Source organism: Microbacterium songi (genome assembly GCF_042747925.1).
Taxonomy (GTDB): domain Bacteria; phylum Actinomycetota; class Actinomycetes; order Actinomycetales; family Microbacteriaceae; genus Microbacterium.
This window is the reverse complement of sequence record NZ_JBHZIE010000004.1, coordinates 138,741-160,594: the sequence shown is the minus strand read 5'-3', so window position 1 is coordinate 160,594 and position 21,854 is coordinate 138,741. Positions and strand designations below refer to the sequence as shown.

Below are 21,854 nucleotides of genomic sequence, written 5' to 3'. Positions count from 1 at the left end.
ATGATCGCCCTCACCCTCACCCAGCTCGCCGACGCGATCGGCGGGGAGCTTCGGCTCACCGGAGCGGACACCGCCGAGACGACGGTCTCGGGGACCGTCGACACCGACTCGAGGGTGATCGGCGCGGGGGACATCTTCGTCGCGAAGCCCGGCGAGGTCACCGACGGCCATCTGTTCGTCGCCGTCGCCGCACAGGCGGGGGCAGCCCTCGCGATCGTGGAGCGTCCCGTCGACGCGCCCGTCTCGCAGATCGTCGTCCCCGACGTCGTGGACGCCCTCGCGACGCTGGCGCGCTTCGTCGTCTCGCAGGTGCGCAGCCTCGGCCGTCTGCGCGTCATCGGCATCACGGGCTCGAACGGCAAGACCACGACGAAGAATATGCTCGCGCGCATCCTCGAGGCCGAAGGTGAGACCGTGGCGCCGCGAGCCTCCCTCAACAACGAGGTGGGTGCGCCGCTGACCATGCTGCGGGTGACCGACGACACGGCGTTTCTGGTGAGCGAGTTCGGTGCGAGCGGGCCGGGGGAGATCGCTCGGTTGGCGGGTCTCGTCGAACCCGACGTCTCGGTCGTGCTCATGGTCGGCATGGCCCACGCCGGCGGCTTCGGTGGAATCGAGGCCACGTTCGCGGCCAAGTCGGAACTCGTCCACGCCACCCGCCCCGGAGGCGTGGCGGTCCTCAACATCGACGACGGGCGCGTCGCCTCGATGGCGACGATCGCGACGGCGCGGGACATCTCGGTGCGCTCCTTCGGTCGCAGCGGAACCGCCGACGTCCGCGCCGACGACGTCGAGGTGAGCGCATCGGGTACGCGCTGCGTCGTCACGATCGACGGCCGGAGCCTTCCGCTGCGCCTGCAGGTTCTCGGTGAGCACCACGTCATGAACGCCCTCGCCGCAATCGCGGCGGCGACCGCGCTGGGAGTGTCCTTCTCCGACAGCGTCGCCCGCGTCGAGACCCTCGAGATCGCGGAGCGGTGGCGTATGGAGCCTCTCGGCTCGGATCGCGTCCGCATCATCAACGACGCCTACAACGCCAGCCCCGACTCGATGGCGGCGGCGCTGCGCACCCTGGCGCAGCTGACCGGCCCGGGGGAGCGGACGGTCGCCGTGCTCGGCGCGATGAGCGAGCTCGGCGAATACTCCGAGGAAGAGCACGATCGCGTCGGGCTCCTCGCCGTCCGCCTGCGCATCCAGCGCATCGTGATCGTCGGCGCGGACGCCCGGCGGATGTTCCTCGAAGCCATCAGCCAGGGATCGTGGGACGGCGAAGCCGTCTTCTTCCCCGACGCCGACGCCGCCTACGACTATCTGATGGGCGAGCTGCGCGACGGCGACCGCGTCCTCGTGAAGTCCTCCAACGCCGCCGGTCTCCGGTTCCTCGGCGATCGTCTGGGAGAATCGTTCTCGTGAGATCACTCCTGACGGCGGCTGCGATCTCGATGGCCTTCACGCTGTTCCTGACTCCTCTGTTCCTGCGTCTCTTCCGCGCGTGGGGCTGGGGCCAGGTGATCCGTACGCCCGAGAACATCAACAACCCCTCCCACGGCGCCAAGCGTGGTACGCCCACGATGGGCGGCACGATCTTCATCGCGGGCACCATCATCGGCTACCTCGTCGGCAGTTTCACCGGGAACAACCCGCCCACGATCTCGGGGTGGCTCGTGATCTGGATGATGGTCGGCTTCGGGGCGGTCGGCTTCATCGACGACTACATGAAACTTCGCCGACAGCGCAGCCTCGGCCTCAGCGGCTGGCGCAAGATCGTCGGTCAGATCCTGGTCGCCGTCCCCTTCGCCGTCGTGGCACTGAACTTCCCCAATGCGTGGGACCAGACGCCCGCGTCGCCCTTCATCTCGGTCGTGCGTGATGTGCCGATGCTGTCGTTCATGGCCCTCGGTCCGATCATCGGCTGGCTCCTGTATCTGGGGTGGATCTCCCTGGTGGGGGTCGCCACGTCGAACTCGGTGAACGTGAGCGACGGCCTCGACGGACTGGCCGCGGGGGCGGGCATCTTCGTCACCGGGGCCTACAGCCTGATCGCGTTCTGGCAGTTCAACCAGATGTGTCAGACGGCTCCGTCCGCCGCCTGCTATTCCACGCGCGACCCGTTCGACCTCGCCATCATCTCCGCCGCCTTCGTGGGGGCCCTCGTCGGCTTCCTCTGGTGGAACGCACCGAAGGCGCAGGTGTTCATGGGCGATGTCGGATCGATGGCGATCGGCGGTGTCATCGCGGCGATGGCCATCCTGACCCGCACCGAGCTGCTCCTCGTGCTCGTCGCGGGCGTGTACGTGATCGCATCCGGCTCGGTGATCCTCCAGCGCCTCTACTTCAAACTGACCCGCGGCAAACGCCTGTTCCTGATGAGCCCGCTCCACCACCACCTCGAGATGCGCGGGTGGGCGGAGATCACGATCGTCGTCCGCATGTGGATCATCGCCGGCATCCTCGCCGTCCTCGGCGTGGGTCTCTTCTACGTCGAGTGGCTGGCACGCACGTGAGCGCTCCGCGCCTGGATGCATTGACCAGTTGGCACGCCGATTGGCGCGGCCTGCGCGTCGCCGTGCTCGGGCTCTCGGTGACGGGGTTCTCCGTGGCCGACACCCTCGCTGAACTCGGAGCCGACGTCCTCGTCGTCACCGAAGCCGCCGACGAGGAGTACGCCCGGCTCCTGCCCGTCATCGGCGTGAAGCTGTGGACCGGTCCGCTGCAGAACGTGCCGGGAGACCTCGCCGACTTCGCGCCCGAGGTCATCGTCGCCTCACCGGGCTTCTCGCCGCGGCATCCGATCGTGGAGTGGGCCGGAGTGCAGGGCATCGCTCTCTGGGGCGACGTCGAGCTGGCATGGCGGCTGCGCGACAAGGTCGTGCGGCCGGATGGGACACCTGCCGCCTGGGTACTCGTGACCGGCACGAACGGCAAGACCACGACGACGCGGCTCGCCGCGTCGATGCTGGTGGCAGGCGGCCTGCGCGCCGCCCCGGTGGGCAACATCGGTGTGCCGGTCCTCGACGCCGTCCGCGATCCCGCGGGCTTCGACGCGCTCGTCGTCGAGCTCTCGAGCCACCAGCTCTGGTATCTCGGGCAGCAGCGGACACCCCGCCCGGTCTCGCCCCACGCGAGCGTATGCCTGAACCTGGCCGAGGACCACCTCGAATGGCACGGCACCTTCGAGGCGTACCGCGACGCCAAGGCCGTCGTCTACGCGCACACCCGGATCGCCTGCGTCTACAACAAAGCGGATGCCGCGACCCGCACCATGGTCGAAGAGGCCGAGGTCATCGACGGCGCGCGGGCGATCGGCTTCGACCTCGGCATCCCGGGGCCGAGCGATCTCGGCCTGGTCGACGGGATCCTCGTGGATCGCGCCTTCCTGGAGGAGCGCGCCACGAGCGCCCTCGAACTCACGACCGTGGACGATCTCGCCGCACGCGGCCTGGCCGCCCCGCATATGGTCGCCAACATCCTGGCGGCGAGCGCCCTCGCGCGGGCGCTCGGCGTCCCGCCGGCCGCCGTGCGCGACGCGCTCGCGGACTTCCGGCTCGACCCGCACCGCATCGACGTCGTGGCCGTCGCGTCCGGCGTCACCTGGGTGGACGACTCGAAGGCGACGAACCCGCACGCCGCGAACTCATCGCTGGCGGCGTTCCCCGGCGCGGTCTGGGTCGTCGGCGGCCAGCTGAAGGGCGTCGACATCGGCGACCTCGTCGCCGGGCGCGGCAGCAGGGCGAAAGCCGCGATCGTGATCGGGGTCGACCGCGAGCAGATCATGTCGGCGTTCGCGCGACACGCGCCCGAGGTGCCCGTGATCGAGGTGCCGCACGATGAGACTGAAGACGTCATGGCGCGGGTCGTCGAACTGGCCGCCGGTATCGCTCGTGACGGGGACGTCGTTCTTCTCGCCCCCGCCGCGGCATCCTTCGACCAGTTCGCTTCGTACGCGGACCGCGGCCGACGCTTCGCGGCGGCCGTGCAGGACTGGATCGAACGGGGACACGATGGCGGGGAGACCACCGACACGGACCCTTCCGACCGGTTCTGACGGCGACCGCACGGACGGCCGTGGGCTCGCCGCCCGCGTGTCGCTCGGTCGCGTGTTCGCACCGGTGCCGAGCGAATTCCTGCTCATCGCCTCCACCGCTCTGCTGCTCACGGGGTTCGGCCTCGTGATGGTGCTCTCCGCGACATCGGCGACGGCGACTGCAGCGGGCCAGCAGCCCTACGAGGCGGTCATCAAGCAGGCCGTGTTCGCGGTGATCGGCATCCCGCTCATGTTCATCGCGAGCCGGTTGCCGATCGCGTTCTGGAAGAAGATCGCCTGGCCGGCGCTGATCGCGGCGATCATGTTCCAGCTGCTCGTGTTCGTGCCCGGCATCGGCGTCGAGGCGAACGGCAACAGGAACTGGATCCAGATCGCGGGTGTGCAGGCGCAGCCCGCCGAGTTCCTCAAACTGACGCTGGCGCTGTGGATCGGGTACGTCCTGTACCGCAAGCAGACACTCCTCGGTCTCTGGCGGCATGTGTTCATCCCGCTCGTGCCGGTCACCCTGCTCGTGATCGCCACAGTGATGGCAGGGCACGACCTCGGCACGGCGATGATCCTCGCGCTCATCGCCCTGGGCGCGCTCTTCTTCTCCGGTGTCAAGTTGCGCATCTTCCTCCTCCCGCTCATCGCAGCGGCCGGCGGAGTCATCTTCTTCGCGGTCACCAGCCCCGACCGCATGCGCCGCATCATGAGCTTTCTGAACGCGGACTGCCTCGCCGATTACTACACCGACTGCTACCAGCCGCTGCACGGCATCTGGGGACTCGCCGGCGGCGGCGTGTTCGGGCTCGGACTCGGCAACTCGAAGGAGAAGTACGACTGGCTTCCTGCCGCCGCGAACGACTACATCTTCGCCATCGTCGGGGAAGAACTCGGACTCATCGGCTGCGGTGTCGTCCTCGGGCTGTTCGCCCTCTTCGCGATCGGCGCCTTCCATGTCATCCGCAAGACCCACGACCCGTTCGTGCGCATCGTTTCGGGCGGCATCACCATCTGGATCGTGGGTCAGGCGCTCATCAACATCGGCGTCGTGCTCCGGGTGTTCCCGGTGCTGGGCGTGCCTCTGCCGTTCATGTCACAGGGAGGCACGTCGCTCCTGTCGGTACTGATCGCCTCCGGGGTCCTGCTGTCGTTCGCGCGCGCCCTGCCGGCGAAGCGCCAGCCCGCCGCGCCCGTCCGTCCCGTGCGCATTCCGGCGGGCGTCCGCTGACCGCGACGCGGCGCATCGCGACGTCGTCGGGCTCGCGCAGGCGAGCGTGGAAGAATCTCCGGGTGAGCCCCCGTACCTATCTCCTCGCCGGCGGCGGCACCGCCGGGCACGTCAACCCGCTGCTGGCGGTCGCCGACGGGTTGCGGGCACGGGATGCCGCGGCATCCGTGCTGGTTCTGGGCACACGGGAGGGGCTCGAGGCGCGGCTCGTCCCGCTGCGCGGCTATGAGCTGCTGTTCGTGGACAAAGTGCCGTTCCCTCGGCGCCCCGATCGGGCCGCGGCCGCGTTCCCGACTCGTTTCCGTCGTGCCGTCGCACAGGTGAGGGCGCACATCCGCACGCACGACGTGGATGTGGTCGTGGGCTTCGGCGGCTACGCATCCGCCCCCGCGTATGTGGCCGCCGCTCGAGAGGGTGTGCCGTTCGTGGTGCACGAGGCGAACGCCCGCCCCGGCCTCGCCAATGTGCTCGGAGCACGGCGGGCGGCAGCCGTCGGCGTCGCGTTCGCCGGCACCCCCCTGCGTCGAGGGGAAGTCGTGGGCATGCCGCTGCGGCGCGAGATCGTCGACCTCGACGCGACCACGCTGCGGTCGGAGGCCGCGCGGTATTTCGGGTTGGACGCGGCTCGGTCCACGCTGCTCGTCTTCGGGGGGTCGCTCGGCGCCCAGCGACTCAACGACGCACTCGCCGACTCCTGGCAGGACGTGCTCGACGCCGGTTGGCAGCTCCTGCACGTGACCGGCCAGAGGTCCGAGACGGCCGACCCGGGGGTGGCCGGATACGCACTGCGCCGTTACGTCGACCGGATGGACCTGGCGTTCGCGCTCGCCGACCTGATCGTCTCGCGCTCGGGGGCCGCGACCGTGAGCGAGATTAGCGCGCTGGGCATCCCCGCCGTCTACGTGCCGTACGCGGTGGGTAACGGTGAGCAGGCGCTCAACGCGTCGTCTGCGGTACGCGGCGGAGCGGCGCGCCTCATCTCCGACGCCGACTTCACGGCCGAGCGGGTGCGCAGCGAAATCGTTCCGCTGCTGGGCGATCGCGCGGCGCTCGACGGGATGCGTGCGGCCGCGGCATCCGTCGGCAGCCGCACGGGCACCGAGAACGTCCTCACCCTGATCGATCGCGCAGCCGCGAGCCGACGCCGCTGAGCGCCCGTGCGCGCACCTCACAGCGTGCCGGGAGGTGTTGCCGGGCTCGCCAACTTAGGATTGTGGCGTCATGATCAGACCCGATTTGAGCCTTCCCCTGCCCGCCCGCATCGAGGCCGCGCACTTCATCGGCATCGGCGGTTCCGGCATGTCGGGCCTGGCTCGCATGTTCCTCGCGCGGGGGATCCGGGTATCGGGATCCGATCGCGCCGACAGCCCGGCTCTGCAGCAGCTGCGAGCCCTGGGCGCGCGAGTGCACGTCGGGCATGACGCGGCCCACCTCGGTGATGCCGACACGGTCATCCACACCGGCGCGATCTGGCCGGAGAATCCCGAGTTCGTGCGTGCCAGGCAAAGCGGGATGCCCGTCATCCACCGCTCCCAGGCGCTGCACTGGCTGATCGGCGGACGCCCCCTGGTCTCGGTGGCAGGTGCGCACGGCAAGACGACGTCGACGGGCATGATCGTGACGGCCATGCAGTCGCTGGGTGCCGACCCGAGCTTCGTCAACGGGGGAGTGGTGACCCAGCTCGGAGTGTCGAGCGGCACCGGCGCGGACGACCTCTTCGTGATCGAGGCCGATGAGTCCGACGGAACGTTCCTGCTCTACGACACGTCGATCGCCCTCATCACCAACGTGGACCCCGACCACCTCGACCACTACGGCAGCGAAGACGCGTTCGTCGACGCGTTCGCACGATTCGCGAACGACGCCCGCGACGCCGTCGTCATCTCGTCCGACGACGCCGGCGCCCAGGACGTGCGTGCACGCCTCACGCATCCCCGGGTGCTGACGTTCGGTCGATCGGATGCCGCGGACCTGCACGTGACCGGGATCGTGACGGACGGACCGGTGTCGTTCACACTGTCGTACGACGGCGCGTCCGCCGACGTCCGGCTGGGCGTCCCGGGCGCGCACAACGCGATCAACGCGGCGGGCGCCGTCGGCGTCCTGCTCGCACTCGGGCACGACCTGCGGTCGGCCGCCGCCGCCGTCGAGGGGTTCGCGGGCACGGCACGCCGCTTCGAACTGCACGAGACCGTCCGCGGCGTGCGCGTCTACGACGACTACGCCCACCACCCCACCGAGGTCGCCGCCGCCCTGTCGGCCGCCCGCACCGTGATCGGCGGCGGACGGATCATCGCGCTGCACCAGCCGCACACGTACTCCCGCACACAGCTCATGGCGCGGGAGTTCGCCGATGTGCTCGAGCAGTACGCCGACCACACGGTGGTGCTCGATGTCTACGGTGCGCGCGAGGATCCGATCCCGGGCGTCACCGGCGAGCTGGTCAGCGCGGCGTTTGCGGATGCATCGCACGTGGCCTACGTCGCGGACTGGCAGCGTGCTGCCGACTACACCGCGTCCGTCGCGCGCGACGGGGATTTCATCATCACTCTGGGATGCGGCAACGTGAACCTCATCATCCCCCAGGTCATCGACGCCCTCGAGACTTCCCCCTCCCTACCCGCGCAGCCCGACGTCGTCGCGGCGAAGTAGCGCCGGATGCGTCGCCCCTCGCCCCTGCCCCCACCGCCGGTGGCGCCCCCCGTGGTCCGTCCGGACCGCGATGAGCCGCCACGGGTGCCCGGGGCGCACACCGACGACGAGCGGATCGCACGGACGCGTCGTCCGGTCGCTCCGCCGGACGCGGATGTCGTCGATCCTCCGTCCTCGTCGCCGGATGGGCCGGCCGCGCCGATCCGGGTCCGCGACGTGTGGCGCGCTGCTCGCGCACGGCGACGGGCGCTGCGGGCGGAGGTGCGCCGCTTCACCGTCCGGCAGCGACGGCGACGGCTGGTGTGGATCGGCGCGGCAGCGTCCCTCGTCCTGCTCGTGCTCGTCACGCTGGGAGCCGCGTACAGTCCGCTGTTGGCGGTGGAGAAGATCAGCGTGGTGGGGACATCGCAGCTCGATGCGGCCTCCGTGGAGTCCGCTCTGGCCACGCAGATCGGGACTCCGCTGCCGCTCGTGAGCGAGAGCGACGTCAAGGCGGCGCTCATCGGATTCCCGTTGGTGGAGACGTACTCCCTCGAGGCGCGCCCCCCGCACGAGCTGGTGGTGCGGATCGTCGAGAGGACCCCGATCGGCGTGATGGAGACCCGGGCCGGTTACACCGTCGTGGACGCCGCCGGTGTGGCGCTGTCCACGACCCCGACCGCGCCCGCCGGCCAACCGGTGCTCGACATCACGGGCGGTGCGAAGTCGGCGGCCTTCCGTGCCGCGGGAACCGTCATGCGCTCGCTCCCCGACGACATCCGCGCCCAGGTGACGGCTGTCACGGCCTCCACCGCCGACGACGTGACGATCACGCTCGGGGGCACGAACACGCAGATCATGTGGGGGAGTGCGGACGAGTCCGCGATGAAGGCTGTGGCCCTGGCGGCGACGATGAAGGCCCGACCGCCGTCGACGGTGAGCTCGTACGACGTGTCTTCCCCGGAGGCGGTCGTCGTCGGCTGACGACCCTCCGATCCACGCGTTTTCCTGCGAGTCTCACGACACGCCCACGGTGATCCGGATGGGGCGCCTGCGGCCGCATACCTTCAGATCAGGAATTGCATACCGAGCAATTCTTTATACCTCTACTAGAGGTTGAATGTTGACTTGTCAGGGGCACGGAGGCCGGCATGAGCCAGAACCAGAACTACCTCGCGGTGATCAAGGTCGTCGGGGTCGGCGGCGGCGGCGTGAACGCCGTCAACCGCATGATCGACCTCGGGCTGCGAGGCGTCGAGTTCATCGCGATCAACACGGACGCGCAAGCGCTCCTGATGAGCGATGCCGACGTCAAACTCGACGTGGGCCGCGAGCTCACCCGCGGACTCGGAGCAGGCGCTGACCCTGAAGTGGGACGACGCGCCGCCGAAGACCACGCGGAAGAGATCGAAGAGGCCCTGCGCGGGGCGGACATGGTCTTCGTCACGGCCGGCGAGGGCGGTGGCACCGGAACCGGTGGAGCGCCCGTGGTCGCGAAGATCGCCAAGTCGATCGGCGCGCTGACGATCGGTGTCGTCACGAAGCCGTTCTCGTTCGAGGGTCGTCGTCGTCAAAGCCAGGCGGAGACCGGTGTCGCCAAGCTGAAGGAAGAAGTCGACACGCTCATCGTCGTGCCGAACGACCGACTGCTCGAGATCAGCGACCGCGGCATCTCGATGATCGAGGCGTTCGCGACCGCCGATCAGGTGCTGCTCGCCGGTGTGCAGGGCATCACCGACCTCATCACCACTCCCGGGCTCATCAACCTCGACTTCGCCGACGTCAAATCGGTGATGCAGGGCGCGGGCTCGGCGCTCATGGGCATCGGCTCCGCCCGTGGTGCCGACCGCGCGATCAAGGCTGCCGAGCTGGCCGTCGAGTCCCCCCTGCTGGAGGCGAGCATCGAGGGCGCGCACGGTGTGCTGCTGTCGATCCAGGGCGGGTCGAACCTCGGAATCTTCGAGATCAACGACGCCGCCCAGCTGGTGAAGGAGGCGGCTCACCCCGAGGCCAACATCATCTTCGGTACCGTCATCGACGACACGCTCGGCGACGAGGTGCGCGTGACCGTCATCGCCGCCGGGTTCGACGGCGGAGAGCCCTCTCTCCGCCTGGACCCGGTCACGGCCGCGCGTCCCGCCACAGCTCCGGCACTCCCGGCCACGCCCGCTGCCGAGGTCGTGCGCGAACCCGAAGTGAAGAAGGAATCGGTCTCGGTGGCGGCATCCGTCCCCGACACGAGCTACGACTCGGCGTTCGGTGACGACGATCTCGACATCCCGGACTTCCTCAAGTAGGACCACCACCTCATCGACGCCCTCGACGCGGCGGCCTGCCCACGGGTACGGCCGTCGCGTCGAAGCGTGAAAAGGATCGCCGTGACTTCCGATCTCGCCGACAGGCTCGCCGTCGTCGACCAGCGTATCGTCGAGGCGATGCGCTCCGCGGGACGCACGCCGGCGGAGCTCACGCGCATCGTCGTGACGAAGTTCCACCCCGCGGCCATCGTCGACGAGCTGTACGAGCTCGGCGTGCGCGATGTCGGCGAGAACAGGCAGCAGGAGCTCAGCGCCAAGCTCGCAGAAGTGGGACCGAAGGACGGACTGCGGTGGCACTTCATCGGGCAGGCACAGGCCAACAAAGCGCGTGCCGTGCGGGCCGCGGCATCCATCGTGCACTCCCTCGACCGAGCGCGCATCGTCGATGCTCTCGAAGCAGCCGGCACCGAGTCTGACCCGCCGCTCGACGTTCTGATACAGATCAACCTCACCGAGGACCCGGCACGCGGTGGCGTCGCGCCGGACGGCCTCGAGCAGCTTGCCGGGCACATCGCCGGATGCCGCACCCTGCGCCTTCGCGGCGTCATGGCCGTCGCTCCGCTCGATGAAAGCCCTGCGGCGGCGTTCGCCCGCCTGCACGCGTACTCCCTGCGCACACGGGCCATCGTGCCCGACGCCACCTGGATCTCCGCAGGGATGACGAACGATTTCGTGGAGGCGATCGACGCGGGCGCGACACACCTGCGGATCGGCTCCGCAATCACCGGTCCGCGCCCCCCGCGCGGCTAACCTCGAAAACAGACAGCGACAACGGAGGATGCGATGTCAAACCCGCTCAAGAAGACCATGGTGTACCTGGGCCTTGCCGACGAAGAGGAAGCCTACGATGAGCCGACTCCGCAGCCGACGAGCCGCAACAAAGTGCAGGCCGTCGAGAAGACTGCCCCGGTGACGCCGATCCACCGCCCGACCGTCGTGCGTCAGCCGGCGCCGTCGGCGATCAGCGAGATCCTCACGGTGCACCCCAAGCAATACCGCGACGCGCAGATCATCGCGGAGAACTTCCGCGACGGCATCCCGGTCATCATCAACCTGTCGCAGATGAGCGATGCGGACGCCCGTCGTCTGATCGATTTCGCGAGCGGTCTCTCCTTGGGCCTGTACGGCCGCATCGAGCGCGTCACCAGCAAGGTCTTCCTGCTTTCTCCCGAGAACGTGGCAGTTTCCGGTGACGGTGCTGTGGCGCAGGCCGATCCGGAGTCTGCGCCCTTCTCACAGCCGTAGTCTCGAGTAGTGAACATCGTCGGGATCCTCGCGTCCGTACTGAACGCCCTCCTGCTCGTCTTCGTCCTCTTCCTGCTGATACGTCTCATCCTCGACTGGATGCCGATGTTGAACCGGGAGTGGCGACCGAAGGGCTTCGGACTGGTGGCGGCCGAGATCGTGTATACGATCACGGATCCGCCGATCAAGCTCTTCCGGCGGTTCATCCCCCCGTTGCGGGTGGGCGCGATCGCCATCGATTTCGCCTACACCGCCACGATGCTCCTGTGCTTCGTCCTGCTGGGGATCACCGGCTCGCTGGCGGCCTGACGCGGCCCCGCAGCGCCCCCTCCCACCTTCGACACTCCCGTAGGCGGTGGCTATGCTGGGTGGGGTACGGTCGGCTCCCGCGGCTCAGCCAGAGACATCTGCCCGCGACCTGAACCCTCGGAAAAGGAAACATCATGGCATTGACCCCCGATGACGTCGTCACCAAGCAGTTCCAGCACGTTCGCTTCAAGGAGGGCTTCGACCCCGATGAGGTCGACGACTTCCTCGACGAGATCGTCGTCGAGTGGCGCAAGACGATCGCCGAGAACGACGAGCTGAAGGCCAAGCTCGCGGCCCTCGAGTCAGGCGACGCCCCGAGCGAAGCTGCTCACGAAGAAGCGCCCGCCGAAGAGACGCCCGCCGAGAGCCCCGCAGCTGAGGCGCCCGCCGCCGAGGCCACGTCGACCGACTCGCAGGTGTCCGCCGACGTCGCTCCCGCCGCCGCGAGCGCCGGCATCATCGAACTCGCCCAGCGCCTCCACGACGAGCACGTCGCCGAAGGCAAGGCGCAGCGCGACCAGCTCATCTCCGACGCGCAGACGCAGGCTGCGGCTATCGTGTCCGAGGCCGAGGAGAAGGGGCGCATCGAGATGGAGCGCCTCGACCGCGAGCGCGCGACGCTCGAGGGCCGTATCACCGAGCTCCGCAACTTCGAGCGCGACTACCGCACCCAGCTGCGCAGCTGGATGGAGGGAAAGCTCCGCGACCTCGAGACGACCACCACGGCATCCGGAGCGACCCCGGTCTCAGCCATCGGTCTCTAGGCCGGTCTTGTCAGGCCGAGCCCCCCTCCGTACGGCAGCGGCCAGTACCCTCATCGCGATCCTCGCGGTGGCGGTACTGGCCGCTGACCAGTTCACCAAGCACCTCGCGATCCAGAACCTGCCGTCCGAGCGGCCCGTTCCCGTCCTGGGCGACTTCCTGATCTTCTACCTGATCCGCAATCCCGGAGCCGCATTCTCGCTCGGCGAGGGTGTCACCTGGATCTTCACGCTGGCGCTGGCGGCCGTCGCGGTCGTCATCCTCTGGCTGATGGCCACGCGCGTGGGATCCCGCGCGTGGGCCATCGTCCTCGGACTGCTGCTGGGAGGTGTGCTCGGCAACCTGACCGACCGTCTGTTCCGTGCGCCGGGCTTCGCCGTCGGCCACGTGGTGGATTTCATCAACACCCCCTGGATGATGCCGGCGATCTACAACGTCGCCGACATGTTCATCGTGACGATGATGATCGGGGTGGCCGTCCTCGTCGTCAGCGGGCTGCATCTCGACGGCACCCGTGAGAACCGCGGGCACGCAGCGGACGACACGACAACCCGCGACGGCGGCGGCGACGGCGACGAGGAGTCGCCGTCCGACGGAGCGGTCGAGGCGCGACCCGACGGCGAACCCCGAGACGGTCGCTGACGTGGACCGCCGCACGTTGATGGTGCCGGACGGTCTCGACGGTTCGAGGGTCGACGCCGCTCTGGCGAAGATGCTCGGCTTCTCGCGCACCTTCGCCGCGGAGGTGGCCGACGGCGGCGGCGTGTCGTTGGACGGGCGCGGAGCGGGCAAGTCCGACCGCGTGCGCGCGGGGTCGTGGCTCGACGTGGAATGGCAGCCCAAGCGCGACCCCGAGATCGTTCCTCAGCTGGTCCCCGACCTCGACATCGTCTACCAGGACGACGACATCGTCGTCGTGAGCAAGCCGGTCGGCGTCGCGGCTCATCCCTCGCTCGGTTGGGAAGGACCCACGGTGCTGGGCGCGCTGGCGGCGGCGGGAGTCCGGGTCGCCACGACGGGTGCCGCCGAACGCCAGGGCGTCGTGCACCGCCTCGATGTCGGAACCAGCGGACTCATGGTCGTGGCGAAGTCCGAGCACGCCTACACCGTGCTCAAGCGCGCGTTCAAGGAGCGCACCGTCGAGAAGATCTACCACGCCGTCGTGCAGGGACATCCCGACCCGCTGTCCGGCACCATCGACGCGCCGATCGGGCGGCATCCGACCCACTCGTGGAAGTTCGCGGTCACGTCCTCCGGCAAGGACTCCGTCACGCACTACGAGACCATCGAGGCCTTCCCCGGTGCGTCGCTCCTGGAAGTGCATCTCGAGACGGGCCGGACGCACCAGATTCGCGTGCACATGGCGGCCCACCGCCATCCGTGCGTGGGAGACCCGCTGTACGGAGCCGACCCGACGCTGTCGGCGCGTCTCGGCCTCACGCGCCAGTGGCTGCATGCGAGGCAACTTTCCTTCCTCCACCCGACGACCGGCGAACGGGTGACCTTCCAATCGGACTATCCGGCGGATCTCGCGCACGCTCTGGACGTCCTGCGTGCGGACTGACGGCGTTCGGGTCTTGCCCGTGTCGGATGCCCGTGCCAACGTCGGGTCATGGCGATCGACGTGCGACCCGCGACCAAATTCACCGACGTCCGCACGATGGTCGGACCGAAGAAGCCGACGTCGAACGTCTGCTGGTGTCTGAGCTACCGCATCCCGTCCGCCCTCAACGGTGAACTGACCGGCCCGGCTCGAGGGGAATTCGTGCGGAAGCTCGTGCGGGAGGAGCCGCCCCCCGGGGTGCTCGCGTACGACGGCGACGAGGTCGTCGGCTGGGCCGGGGTGCACCCCCGCGCAGACACGACGTTCGACCGCTCACGCAGGATCCCGCACGTCGACGACCTCGACGTCTGGTCGGTGTGGTGCATCCGTGTCAGGCCGGGGCATCGCGGCAAGGGCATCTCGCACGCTCTCCTCGATGGTGCGGTGCGATTCGCCGACGAACACGCCGCGCCGGCGATCGAAGGGTATCCGGTCGACAACGAAGGCGCGAAGGTGGATCTCACGATGGCGTACGTGGGGACGCGCGCGCTCTTCGAGAAGGCCGGTTTCCGGAAGGCGGCAGACACCGATTCGGTTCTGAACGGCTTCCCCCGGGTGCTGATGCGTCTCGATCTGCGCTGAAATCCGGTCAGCGCCCGCCTTCGAAGAGCGTGTCGCCGTGCTGGAGCGCAGACGCGATGCGTGCCCGCATGTCGGCATCGATCTCGGGCAGCGCGTCGAGGTCGTACCATCCCACCTCGGTCATCTCGCCGTCGGCGGGGAAGGGCTCGCCCGAGACCCATGAGCACCGGAAGGTCAGGTCGAGATAATCGCTCTGGTCGCCGTTGTCGTAGGTGATGCGCGGAATCTGATGCACCCACGCGAGCCTGTCGACGCGGATCACCACATCAGCCTCCTCGAGGGCCTCGCGGGCTGCGGCGTCCGCAGGTTCCTCGCCGGGGTCGACGATGCCCGTGATCGGAGTGAGCAGGCCGTTGTCGCTGCGTCGACCGAGCAGCGCCCGGCCGTCGCGGATGACCACCGCCGTCACACCGACGAGAGGCAGCGGGGCGTGGCCGATGTGGCGACGCAGGTCGAGAACGAAGTCGGGGGTGGGCATGCCCTCACGGTAGCCGTCGGTCGGTCGCGCTGTCCGACCCCGACCGTAGACTCGAGACGTGGCATCCGATTCCTTCGTCCATCTGCACGTGCACAGCGAATACTCGATGCTCGACGGGGCCGCGCGCATCGGTCCGATGGTGCAGGAAGCCGTGAAGCAGGGTATGCCTGCGATCGCCGTCACCGACCACGGCAACACGTTCGCGGCGTTCGAGTTCTACAAGACCGCGAAAGACGCCGGCATCAAGCCGATCATCGGCATCGAGGCGTACGTCACCCCGGGCACGCATCGCAGCGACAAGGCTCGAGTGCGGTGGGGCACGCCCGAGCAGAACAGCGACGACGTCTCGGGCTCGGGTGCCTACACGCACATGACGCTGCTGTCGGAGTCGACCGAGGGGATGCACAACCTCTTCCGGTTGTCGTCCCGCGCGAGCATGGAGGGCTACTACTTCAAGCCCCGCATGGACCGCGAACTGCTGCAGACGTACGCGAAGGGTCTCATCGCCACGACCGGATGCCCGTCAGGTGAGGTGCAGACACGCTTGCGCCTCGGCCAGTACGACGCGGCGCGCGCGGCGGCGGCGGAATTCCAGCAGATCTTCGGCAAAGAGAACTACTTCGCCGAGATCATGGACCACGGCCTGAGCATCGAGCGCCGGGTGATGTCGGACCTGCTCAAGATCGCCAAGGACCTCGACATCCCGCTGGTCGGCACGAACGACCTCCACTACACGCATCAGCACGACGCCACCAGCCATGCCGCACTGCTGTGCGTGCAATCGGGGTCGACGCTCGACGACCCGAAGCGCTTCCGATTCGACGGCGACGGCTACTACGTCAAGTCGCCGGCCGAGATGCGGCAGATCTTCCGCGACCACCCCGATGCCTGCGACAACACGCTGCTGATCGCCGAGCGGTGCGACGTCGAGTTCAACACGAGCGCGAACTACATGCCGCGATTCCCGGTGCCCGCCGGCGAGACCGAGGAATCCTGGTTCGTCAAGGAGGTCGAGGCGGGTCTGCAGTCGCGCTATCCGGCGGGTATCCCCGATGCCGTCCGGGCTCAGGCCGAGTACGAAACCACCGTCATCGTCCAGATGGGGTTTCCGGGCTACTTCCTGGTCGTCGCCGACTTCATCAACTGGGCGAAGGAGAACGGCATCAGGGTCGGGCCGGGGCGCGGGTCGGGAGCGGGCTCGATGGCCGCGTACGCGATGAAGATCACCGATCTCGATCCCCTGCAGCACGGGCTCATCTTCGAGCGGTTCCTCAACCCCGACCGCGTGTCCATGCCCGACTTCGACGTCGACTTCGACGACCGCCGGCGCGGCGAGGTCATCCAGTACGTCACCGAGAAGTACGGCGACGAGCGCGTCGCGCAGATCGTCACCTACGGCACCATCAAGGCGAAGCAGGCGCTGAAGGACGCCGGTCGTGTCCTCGGCTTCCCGTTCAGCATGGGGGAGCGGCTCACGAAGGCGATGCCGCCCGCCGTGATGGGCAAGGACATGCCACTGGAGGGCATGTTCGACAAGAACCACCCCCGGTTCAAAGAGGCGTCCGAGTTCCGCACCCTGATCGAGACGGATGCCGAGGCCAAGACGGTCTTCGATACGGCGGTCGGTCTCGAAAACCTGAAGCGGCAGTGGGGTGTGCACGCGGCGGGCGTCATCATGTCGAGCGAACCGCTGATCGACATCATCCCCATCATGCGTCGCGAGCAGGACGGACAGATCGTCACGCAGTTCGACTACCCGTCGTGCGAGTCCCTCGGGTTGATCAAGATGGACTTCCTGGGGTTGCGAAACCTCACGATCATCAACGATGCGCTCGACAACATCGAGGCCAACCGCGGCCATCCCCTCGTCCTCGAAGACCTGTCGCTCGACGATGCGGCCGCGTACGAGCTGCTCTCCCGCGGCGACACCCTCGGCGTGTTCCAGCTCGACGGCGGACCGATGCGGTCACTGCTGCGACTCCTGAAGCCCGACAACTTCGAAGACATCTCGGCCGTCATCGCGCTGTATCGACCCGGCCCGATGGGCGCCAACTCGCACATCAACTACGCCCTGCGTAAGAACGGGCAGCAGGAGATCACCCCGATCCACGAGGAGTTCACCGAATCCCTGCGCGAGATCCTCGACACCAGCTACGGACTGATCATCTATCAGGAGCAGGTGATGGCGATCGCCCAGAAGGTCGCCGGGTTCAGCCTCGGTCAGGCCGACATCCTCCGTCGAGCCATGGGCAAGAAGAAGAAGTCCGAGCTCGACAAGCAGTTCGAGGGCTTCCGAGCGGGGATGCACGCGAACGGATATTCGGATGCCGCGGTGAACATGCTGTGGGAGATCCTGCTGCCGTTCTCGGACTACGCATTCAACAAGGCCCACTCCGCGGCCTATGGTCTGGTCTCGTATTGGACGGCCTACTTGAAAGCCCACTATCCCGCGGAGTACATGGCGGCGCTCCTCACCAGCGTCGGCGACTCGAAAGACAAGATGGCGGTCTATCTCAACGAGTGCCGCCGCATGGGCATCAAGGTGCTGCCGCCCGACGTCGGTCAGTCGATCCGCTACTTCGCCGCCGTCGGCGAAGACATCCGCTTCGGACTCGGCGCGGTGCGAAACGTCGGCGCCAATGTGGTGGACGGCATCGTCACCGCCCGCGCCGACGACAGCTTCGTGAGCTTCCACGACTTCCTCACGAAGGTGCCGCTCCACGTCGCGAACAAGCGCACCGTCGAATCCCTCATCAAGGCGGGCGCATTCGACTCGCTGGGTTCGTCGCGCCGCGCCCTGATGGAGATCCACGAAGACGCCACCGAGGCGGCGGTGGAGACCAAGCGCAAGGCCGCGACCGGGGCGATCGGGTTCGACTTCGACAGCCTGTACGACGAGACCGAGGAGATCAGGCCTGCGAAGGTGCCCGACAGGCCGGAGTGGACCAAGAAGGACAAGCTCGCATTCGAGCGTGAAATGCTCGGCCTCTACGTCTCCGACCACCCGCTGGCGGGTCTCGAGGCACCGCTGGCCAAGCACGCCTCGACGAGCATCCACGACCTGCTGTCTTCGGAGGAGGTCAACGACGGCGACCAGGTGACGGTCGCCGGGCTGGTCACGAGCGTTCAGCATCGCGTGGCGAAGCAGAGCGGCAATCCGTACGGGATGATCACCGTCGAGGATTTCAACGGCGAAGTCACCGTCATGTTCATGGGCAAGACCTACACCGAGTTCGCGAGCATGCTGGTCGGCGATTCGATACTGGTCGTCCGCGGCCGCGTGTCCCGTCGAGACGATGGACTCAACCTGCACGCCCAGTCGGCCTTCTCGCCCGATCTGGGAGCAGTGGACGCCTCCAGCGGGCTCGTACTCGTGGTGCCCGAGCAGCGGGCCACCGAGACGGTGATCAGCGAGTTGGCCGAGGTGCTGCGCCGCCATCGCGGCGACACCGAGGTGATCCTGCGGCTCCACAAAGGCTCGGCCGCAAAGGTCTTCGAGGTGCCGCTGCCGGTGCGCGTGACGGCCGATCTGTACGGCGAGTTGAAGGGGCTCCTCGGGCCGCAATGCCTGGGCTGATTCCCGGGGGTTCATGGTCGTCGCAGGTAGTATCGGGTGCGGCGCAGCCCCGAACGCGTCGTTGATGGAGGAATGACTGTGACCGACCCCGCCCTGAACCCCGCGATCGACGACACGCAGAACGATGAGGCGCAGGCCGACACCGCGGACCGCCCCGATGCGTCGTCGGAGGATGCTCGCACCGAGGAGCAACCGCAGTACGGCGTGGGACCCTTCTCGGTCCGTGAGGTCGCACTCGTCGGCGTCTGGCTCGTCGCGTTCGTGATCTCGTTCTTCTCCTTGAGCGTGGTGGGCTTCTCGTCGCTGTGGACGTCCGGGATCGACTGGATCCTGACGATCGGGCTGCCCACGGTCGCCGTGTTCCTCCTCGTGCTGCGCAGGCTCTCGCCCGACGGAATCCGTCGCGTCGGTTCGCTCGGGATCGATCAGTTCGCCTCCGTGGCGTTCTCGGTGTCGGCGATGATCTGGGTGCAGCTCACCTGGACGACCGTCGCCATCGCCTCGAGCCGGGGTGTCTGGGCGTACTCGTGGGTGCTGTGGCTCGAGCTCGTCCTCATGCTCGCCGGGGTCGTGCTCACGGTGTTCGCCCCCCTGACCCCCGTGCTCCGCGAAGATTTCCTCGGACGCCGCGAGATCCCCGCCCACCGCAATGCCCGACCGATCCGTCCCGTCGTCGCGGCACCGCCGCGCGCGCCGCGTGAGCGACGAGCCGCCACGGCCGACGAACAGGTCGAGGACGACGGGCACGGCGATTCGGCGCCGACGGACGGCTCCCTGCCCGACGGGGACAATCGGTACGACGCGGCGGAGACGGGCGGGTACGCGACCTCCGGCGACACCGGCGCGCACGCCCTGTTCTCGTCCGACAGCCAGGATCTCGAGGGGTACGACGCGCCCTCGACCAACGACACGGGCGATTGGTCGTCCGAGCGCCGCGACGCCGACGACGCCGCGGCATCCGCCCCGCAGCCGACCGTCAGCCGTCAGGCGTTCTGGGCTCTCAGCCCGGTGGAGCGCGACGTCGTCGACGACCGTGGCGTCCCGCTCTTCGGCGTCGGACCCACCGCGTGGGCGCTCGTCATCGAGGACCACGGTTCGATGTTCGTCATCCGTCACGAGGACGGACGGGTCGGGTACCTCCACGACGTCAGCGACGTGACCAGGGGCTGAGGTCTGCAGCGCTCGGGCGCTGACCGCTCCTGCGGAGCGGATAGCCTGGAGGGATGCTTCGCACCATCGATCTCCGCGGACGGACGCTGTCGGCCGCCGAGCTGCTCGCCGCCGTTCCGCGTGCCACTGCGGCGCGCGAGGAGGCGCTGACCACGGCCGCTGCGCTCGTGCAGGATGTCGCCCGTGAGGGCGAGGAAGCATTGCGACGTCAGGCCGAACGCTTCGACGGAGTGAGCGACCATGCCGTGCGCGTCCCGGCGTCGCATCTGTCGGAGGCGCTCGCCGCACTGAGCCCAGACGTACGCGGCGCCCTCGAGGAGGCGATCCGCCGGGTGCGCCTCGCGTCGGCCGCGCAGGTCCCGTCACCGGTCGTCACCGATTTGGGCGAGGGCGCCCTCGTCATGCAGCGCTGGCAGCCGGTGCGTCGCGTGGGCGTCTACGTTCCGGGCGGGAAGGCGGTCTACCCGTCCAGCGTGGTCATGAACGTGGTGCCCGCGCAGGTGGCGGGCGTACGTGAAGTGGCCCTCGCATCGCCGCCCCAGCGGGAGTACGACGGTCGGGTGCACCCCGTGATCCTCGCCGCCGCACACCTCCTCGGCGTGACCGAGGTGTACGCGATGGGCGGAGCGGGTGCCATCGGCGCTTTCGCCCACGGCGTCGATTCCGTCGGGCTTTCTCCGGTCGACGTCGTGAGCGGACCGGGCAACAATTTCGTCGCCGCGGCCAAGCGCGCCGTGGCCGGACGTGTCGGCACCGACTCGGAGGCGGGCGCGACCGAGATCCTCATCGTCGCCGACGACAGTGCCGACCCGCGGCTCGTCGCGGCCGACCTGATCAGCCAGGCCGAGCACGACGAGCAGGCGGCCGCCGTGCTCGTCACGGCATCCTCGGCACTCGTCGACGCGGTGAACGCCGAGCTGGCGATGCGCGCTCCCCTCACGATGCACGCAGAACGGGTCGCCGAGGCGTTCGCCGGACCGCAGTCCGCGATCATCCTGGTCGACGACCTGCAGACGGCGACGGACGTCAGCAATGCCTACGCCCCCGAGCACCTCGAACTGCATCTCGCCGACCCCCGGCCCGGCGACTTCGTGCACGCGGGAGCGGTGTTCGTCGGAGATCACTCGCCGGTGAGCCTCGGGGACTATCTCGCCGGGAGCAACCACGTTCTGCCGACGGGAGGTCAGGCCCGTTACGCGCCCGGGCTCTCGGCCGCCACGTTCCTGCGCCCGCAGCAGGTGATCGAGTACACCCGCGACGCCCTTGCCGAGGTGCGTCAGCAGATCGTGACCCTTGCGAATGCCGAAGTCCTGCCCGCCCACGGGGAGGCCGTCGAGGCGCGCTTCGAGCTCGACGCGCGGCACTGACCGTTCCGGACCACCACGGTTGCGTGGCGTAGTCTGTCGATGCCATGCACTGCCCCTTCTGCCGCCATCCCGACTCGCGCGTCATCGACTCGCGGACGAGTGACGACGGACTCAGCATCCGTCGCCGTCGCCAGTGCCCCGAATGCGGGCGCCGATTCTCCACCATGGAGACGGCGAGCCTGAACGTGATCAAACGGTCGGGGGTCATCGAACCGTTCAGTCGGGAGAAGGTCATGTCGGGAGCCCGCAAGGCGTGTCAGGGCCGTCCGGTCACCGATGCCGACCTTGCGATGCTCGCGCAGGCCGTCGAGGAGACGGTGCGCCAGACCGGGTCATCCCAGGTCGACACGAACGAGATCGGTCTCGCGATCCTCGGACCCCTCCGCGAACTCGACGAGGTCGCGTACCTGCGCTTCGCCAGTGTGTACCAGGCGTTCGACTCCCTCGAAGACTTCGAGACGGCCATCGGACTCCTGCGCGCCGACCACGGTGCGCAGGCGGAGGCGCATGACCCGCGGTCGACGTCATCGGACGCGCTCGAGGCCCGATAATCT

Annotated in this window: 20 protein-coding genes; 19 read left to right on the top strand and 1 reads right to left on the bottom strand. The window is 68.5% G+C overall.

Annotation, left to right across the window (positions count from 1 at the left end):
• The 15 genes from ACFM35_RS07210 (at window position 1) to ACFM35_RS07140 (ending at window position 14,708) form a co-directional block, all read left to right on the top strand.
• Entirely contained in the window at window positions 1-1,413 is a 1,413-nt protein-coding gene (locus ACFM35_RS07210) for a UDP-N-acetylmuramoyl-tripeptide--D-alanyl-D-alanine ligase (RefSeq protein WP_378840231.1), read from the top strand.
• Entirely contained in the window at window positions 1,410-2,504 is a 1,095-nt protein-coding gene (gene mraY, locus ACFM35_RS07205) for a phospho-N-acetylmuramoyl-pentapeptide-transferase (protein WP_378840228.1), read from the top strand. The genes ACFM35_RS07210 and mraY overlap by 4 nt, the downstream gene beginning before the upstream one ends.
• On the top strand, window positions 2,501-4,045 hold the full coding sequence (gene murD, locus ACFM35_RS07200) for a UDP-N-acetylmuramoyl-L-alanine--D-glutamate ligase (RefSeq protein WP_378840224.1): 1,545 nt from the start codon (window positions 2,501-2,503) through the stop codon (window positions 4,043-4,045). Before mraY ends, murD begins: the two co-directional genes overlap by 4 nt.
• Window positions 4,002-5,258, top strand: coding sequence for a putative lipid II flippase FtsW (gene ftsW / locus ACFM35_RS07195; protein ID WP_378840221.1), 1,257 nt, complete (start codon window positions 4,002-4,004; stop codon window positions 5,256-5,258). The genes murD and ftsW overlap by 44 nt, the downstream gene beginning before the upstream one ends.
• 62 nt (window positions 5,259-5,320) lie before the next feature.
• Window positions 5,321-6,409 (top strand): UDP-N-acetylglucosamine--N-acetylmuramyl-(pentapeptide) pyrophosphoryl-undecaprenol N-acetylglucosamine transferase, encoded by a 1,089-nt coding sequence (locus ACFM35_RS07190; RefSeq protein WP_378840219.1) that lies wholly within the window; start codon window positions 5,321-5,323, stop codon window positions 6,407-6,409.
• A gap of 70 nt (window positions 6,410-6,479) precedes the next feature.
• Window positions 6,480-7,910 (top strand): UDP-N-acetylmuramate--L-alanine ligase, encoded by a 1,431-nt coding sequence (murC, locus tag ACFM35_RS07185; RefSeq protein WP_378840217.1) that lies wholly within the window; start codon window positions 6,480-6,482, stop codon window positions 7,908-7,910.
• A 6-nt stretch (window positions 7,911-7,916) separates the two neighbouring features.
• A complete protein-coding gene (locus tag ACFM35_RS07180) occupies window positions 7,917-8,873 on the top strand; it encodes an FtsQ-type POTRA domain-containing protein (RefSeq protein ID WP_378840214.1) in 957 nt (318 codons plus the stop codon).
• Between the two features lie 167 nt (window positions 8,874-9,040).
• On the top strand, window positions 9,041-10,186 hold the full coding sequence (gene ftsZ, locus ACFM35_RS07175; protein ID WP_378840212.1) for a cell division protein FtsZ: 1,146 nt from the start codon (window positions 9,041-9,043) through the stop codon (window positions 10,184-10,186).
• 81 nt (window positions 10,187-10,267) lie between these two features.
• Window positions 10,268-10,957 carry a YggS family pyridoxal phosphate-dependent enzyme gene (locus ACFM35_RS07170; RefSeq protein WP_378840209.1) on the top strand — a complete coding sequence of 230 codons (690 nt, stop codon included), beginning with the start codon at window positions 10,268-10,270 and terminating at the stop codon, window positions 10,955-10,957.
• A gap of 33 nt (window positions 10,958-10,990) precedes the next feature.
• The gene (locus ACFM35_RS07165; RefSeq protein ID WP_378840207.1) at window positions 10,991-11,452 is read left to right on the top strand and encodes a cell division protein SepF; all 462 of its coding nucleotides are present in this window, start codon (window positions 10,991-10,993) and stop codon (window positions 11,450-11,452) included.
• A 9-nt stretch (window positions 11,453-11,461) separates the two neighbouring features.
• Entirely contained in the window at window positions 11,462-11,761 is a 300-nt protein-coding gene (locus ACFM35_RS07160; protein ID WP_378840204.1) for a YggT family protein, read from the top strand.
• A gap of 134 nt (window positions 11,762-11,895) precedes the next feature.
• Window positions 11,896-12,525, top strand: coding sequence for a DivIVA domain-containing protein (locus tag ACFM35_RS07155; protein WP_378840202.1), 630 nt, complete (start codon window positions 11,896-11,898; stop codon window positions 12,523-12,525).
• Between the two features lie 7 nt (window positions 12,526-12,532).
• Complete coding sequence (gene lspA, locus ACFM35_RS07150; protein ID WP_378840199.1) at window positions 12,533-13,165, top strand: signal peptidase II; 633 nt, start codon at window positions 12,533-12,535, stop codon at window positions 13,163-13,165.
• A 19-nt stretch (window positions 13,166-13,184) separates the two neighbouring features.
• Entirely contained in the window at window positions 13,185-14,087 is a 903-nt protein-coding gene (locus ACFM35_RS07145) for an RluA family pseudouridine synthase (RefSeq protein ID WP_378840682.1), read from the top strand.
• 48 nt (window positions 14,088-14,135) lie between these two features.
• Window positions 14,136-14,708: a GNAT family N-acetyltransferase gene (locus ACFM35_RS07140; RefSeq protein WP_378840196.1), complete on the top strand. Its 573-nt coding sequence runs from the start codon at window positions 14,136-14,138 to the stop codon at window positions 14,706-14,708.
• Window positions 14,709-14,715: 7 nt separating this feature from the next.
• Here ACFM35_RS07140 and ACFM35_RS07135 read toward each other — a convergent pair whose 3' ends face one another.
• Window positions 14,716-15,186 (bottom strand): NUDIX hydrolase, encoded by a 471-nt coding sequence (locus tag ACFM35_RS07135; protein WP_378840193.1) that lies wholly within the window; start codon window positions 15,184-15,186, stop codon window positions 14,716-14,718.
• Window positions 15,187-15,292: 106 nt separating this feature from the next.
• On the opposite strand from ACFM35_RS07135, the gene dnaE reads away from it, so the two are divergent.
• The 4 genes from dnaE to nrdR all read left to right on the top strand — a co-directional run bounded on the left by dnaE (window position 15,293) and on the right by nrdR (window position 21,851).
• Entirely contained in the window at window positions 15,293-18,763 is a 3,471-nt protein-coding gene (gene dnaE / locus ACFM35_RS07130; RefSeq protein WP_378840679.1) for a DNA polymerase III subunit alpha, read from the top strand.
• Window positions 18,764-18,841: 78 nt separating this feature from the next.
• Window positions 18,842-19,933, top strand: a complete 1,092-nt coding sequence (locus ACFM35_RS07125) for a hypothetical protein (RefSeq protein WP_378840190.1) — start codon at window positions 18,842-18,844, stop codon at window positions 19,931-19,933.
• A 53-nt stretch (window positions 19,934-19,986) separates the two neighbouring features.
• Window positions 19,987-21,300 (top strand): histidinol dehydrogenase, encoded by a 1,314-nt coding sequence (gene hisD / locus ACFM35_RS07120; RefSeq protein ID WP_378840188.1) that lies wholly within the window; start codon window positions 19,987-19,989, stop codon window positions 21,298-21,300.
• A gap of 44 nt (window positions 21,301-21,344) precedes the next feature.
• Window positions 21,345-21,851, top strand: a complete 507-nt coding sequence (gene nrdR, locus ACFM35_RS07115; RefSeq protein WP_378840185.1) for a transcriptional regulator NrdR — start codon at window positions 21,345-21,347, stop codon at window positions 21,849-21,851.
• Window positions 21,852-21,854: the final 3 nt, after the last annotated feature.

Excerpts from the sequence above, each read along its gene's own strand:
- murC (WP_378840217.1), top strand. The coding sequence starts at position 6,480 with ATGATCAGACCCGATTTGAGCCTTCCCCTGCCCGCCCGCATCGAGGCC.
- ACFM35_RS07210 (WP_378840231.1), top strand. The coding sequence starts at position 1 with ATGATCGCCCTCACCCTCACCCAGCTCGCCGACGCGATCGGCGGGGAG.
- nrdR (WP_378840185.1), top strand. The coding sequence starts at position 21,345 with ATGCACTGCCCCTTCTGCCGCCATCCCGACTCGCGCGTCATCGACTCG.
- ACFM35_RS07165 (WP_378840207.1), top strand. The coding sequence starts at position 10,991 with ATGTCAAACCCGCTCAAGAAGACCATGGTGTACCTGGGCCTTGCCGAC.
- ftsZ (WP_378840212.1), top strand. The coding sequence starts at position 9,041 with ATGAGCCAGAACCAGAACTACCTCGCGGTGATCAAGGTCGTCGGGGTC.
- ACFM35_RS07135 (WP_378840193.1), bottom strand. The coding sequence starts at position 15,186 with ATGCCCACCCCCGACTTCGTTCTCGACCTGCGTCGCCACATCGGCCAC.
- ftsW (WP_378840221.1), top strand. The coding sequence starts at position 4,002 with ATGGCGGGGAGACCACCGACACGGACCCTTCCGACCGGTTCTGACGGC.
- hisD (WP_378840188.1), top strand. The coding sequence starts at position 19,987 with ATGCTTCGCACCATCGATCTCCGCGGACGGACGCTGTCGGCCGCCGAG.
- ACFM35_RS07140 (WP_378840196.1), top strand. The coding sequence starts at position 14,136 with ATGGCGATCGACGTGCGACCCGCGACCAAATTCACCGACGTCCGCACG.
- dnaE (WP_378840679.1), top strand. The coding sequence starts at position 15,293 with ATGCTCGACGGGGCCGCGCGCATCGGTCCGATGGTGCAGGAAGCCGTG.
- ACFM35_RS07155 (WP_378840202.1), top strand. The coding sequence starts at position 11,896 with ATGGCATTGACCCCCGATGACGTCGTCACCAAGCAGTTCCAGCACGTT.
- ACFM35_RS07180 (WP_378840214.1), top strand. The coding sequence starts at position 7,917 with ATGCGTCGCCCCTCGCCCCTGCCCCCACCGCCGGTGGCGCCCCCCGTG.
- ACFM35_RS07145 (WP_378840682.1), top strand. The coding sequence starts at position 13,185 with ATGGTGCCGGACGGTCTCGACGGTTCGAGGGTCGACGCCGCTCTGGCG.